Consider the following 2,162-nt stretch of genomic DNA (forward strand, 5'->3'; position numbering starts at 1 on the left):
CCTGGGCGTCGGCGGTGACGGGGATGACTTCCATACGCCTGCGTACGGGCTCAACCGAAAAAAGTCGGTGGGAAGAGGGCGCTAATTCCCGTTATGGGGGGGGGGTAACGACTCGCGAAACCTGGAATTCGTTCGACAAACCATTTTTCAAGCTCGGTCGTGTACAACTGAATGTATGGGATTTGGGAGCTACGACGAGTCCGAACAAGGAGACCAGAACGTCGACTTCGACGAGGAAGACGGCGTAACGACGAGCGAAGAGAATCACGAGGGTAAGGTCGACTTCGAAATCGGCGCATCGAACGACGAACTGCTCGACCGGCTACAGGAGATCAAGGACAATTGAAACCGGGGACTCGCGCGCTAGGGGTCGCCGAGTCGTACCCCGGAACAGCGCGCGTGCCCACAGTAGACCACACTGACGACGCTGATTTTTCGACAGACCCGTCTGAAGCCGGAGACAGCGACGCACGCCCGGAGAGCGTGCTCTGCGGCGCTGTCGTTCGTGCCGACCGCGTGGTCGATGGTCTCGCCTTCGAGACGTGTACCGTCGGCGGCGATGACGCCACCGACGCCATCGACTCGCTGTACTCGTCGCTCGGTCGCGAGGACGTCCGATACCTCCTCGTCTCCGGTATCGCCCCGGCGTGGTTCAACCTCGTCGACGTGAATCGCCTCGCTTCCGACCTCGACCGTCCGGTACTTTCGGTCTCGTTCGAAGACAGTGAGGGCCTCGAAACCGCGCTCTCGACGCACTTCTCGGGCGATGCACTGGACCGACGCCTCCAAATCTATCGGGACGCCCCACCCCGGACCGCCGTCGAAGTGAACGACGAACGAGTGTTCGTGCGCGCCGCCGGATGCGACGAAGCCGAAGCGAAGCAGGTAGTCCGGGCGTTCACACCGACCGGCGGGCGTCCCGAACCACTTCGAGTGGCGCGGATGGCCGCCCGCGCGGGGCGACAGTTCGTTGGGGATTAAGCCGTCGCCCTCCTCGACACGAACATGGAACACATGGAGGGCCTCTGCGTGACCGACTGCGAGCGGTGTCCCGAACTCGTAGACTCGCGGAGTCGCATCGTCAACGGGGTCGGTCCCGAGGACGCCGACCTGCTCTTCCTCGGCGAAGCGCCGGGTGCGAAAGAAGACGAAGGCGGCGAACCGTTCGTCGGCCGCTCCGGGTCCGTACTGGACGACGCGCTCCGCGAGGCCGGACTCGCCCGCGCCGACGTTCGAATCACGAACTGCATCCGCTGCCGTCCGCCGGAAAACCGTGACCCGAGGAGTGAAGAACTGTCGAACTGCCGGGGCTATCTCGCCCGCGAGTTCGAACTCGTCGACCCCGAACTCATCGTCACACTCGGGAAGGTCCCCTCACAGCACCTTCTCGACCGGGGAGTCGCCATCACGAACGAATCTGGGTCGGTCTTGGACGCTCGCGTCGGCGACGATTCGTACCGCGTCCTGCTGTCTGTGCACCCTGCGGCGACGCTCTACGACCGCAGTCAACGCGAGGGCTTCTTCGAGACTATCTCGCGCGCGGCCGACCTCTCCGGTCTCTCCGAGTCGAACAACGGACAGGCGAGCCTCGGCGACTTCTAAGGACTAAGGGCGACGTGTGGCCGCTCGACTGGCCACGTCACTTCGAGTTGCCCGTCCCGAGCCACTTCCCGGTGTCCGCGAGGTCGGCGAGTACGTCGACGATGCCCTTGGACTCCGACTCGCCCGGACGGAGGCGCGCGCGGAGGCGCGAGGACGTGAGTTCGACCGAGAGGACGATAACGATAATCATCGCGATACCGGCGGCCGCCTGGTCGTACGCGAGGAGGCTGAGTCTGCCCTTCACGTACTGTCCGATGCCGCCAGCACCGACGACGCCGAGCGAGACGGCGATGCGGACGTTTATTTCGAGGATGTAGAGTGTCCACGCGACGAACGACGAGGACACCTGACTCAGCATACCGAAGACGACGGTCTGCGAGGATGCAGCCCCAGTCGAAGAGATGGCTTCGATGGGGCCGTCGGACACCTCTTCGAGCTCGGCGGAGCACACGCGTCCGAGGACACCGACGGTGTCGGTTCCGATAGCCACCCTCGCCCCGACGGGGGTGAAACCTCCGAGCGGGATGTAGATGAGTACCCACAAGAGCGCCGGCACGGCG

4 protein-coding genes are annotated in these 2,162 nt (G+C 64.2%); 3 read left to right on the forward strand and 1 reads right to left on the reverse strand.

Annotated features, from left to right (window positions below):
- Positions 1-175 precede the first annotated feature (175 nt).
- Genes QT222_RS02065 through QT222_RS02075 form a run of 3 tightly spaced genes read left to right on the forward strand, consistent with a single transcriptional unit; the run spans position 176 to position 1,602 of the window.
- A complete protein-coding gene (locus QT222_RS02065) occupies positions 176-346 on the forward strand; it encodes a DUF5786 family protein (protein WP_004058026.1) in 171 nt (56 codons plus the stop codon).
- Positions 343-981, forward strand: coding sequence for an endonuclease dU (locus QT222_RS02070; RefSeq protein WP_004058024.1), 639 nt, complete (start codon positions 343-345; stop codon positions 979-981). The genes QT222_RS02065 and QT222_RS02070 overlap by 4 nt, the downstream gene beginning before the upstream one ends.
- 24 nt (positions 982-1,005) lie before the next feature.
- Positions 1,006-1,602, forward strand: a complete 597-nt coding sequence (locus tag QT222_RS02075; RefSeq protein WP_004058022.1) for a uracil-DNA glycosylase — start codon at positions 1,006-1,008, stop codon at positions 1,600-1,602.
- A gap of 37 nt (positions 1,603-1,639) precedes the next feature.
- On the opposite strand, the gene QT222_RS02080 is transcribed toward QT222_RS02075, so the two are convergent.
- Positions 1,640-2,162 (reverse strand): PhnE/PtxC family ABC transporter permease (locus QT222_RS02080; protein ID WP_491476151.1); only part of this gene is annotated, 523 nt, incomplete at its 5' end.

Source organism: Haloferax sp. s1 (assembly GCF_058382125.1).

Coding starts and splice junctions, on each gene's coding strand:
- QT222_RS02065 (WP_004058026.1), top strand. CDS start 176: ATGGGATTTGGGAGCTACGACGAGTCCGAACAAGGAGACCAGAACGTC.
- QT222_RS02075 (WP_004058022.1), top strand. CDS start 1,006: ATGGAACACATGGAGGGCCTCTGCGTGACCGACTGCGAGCGGTGTCCC.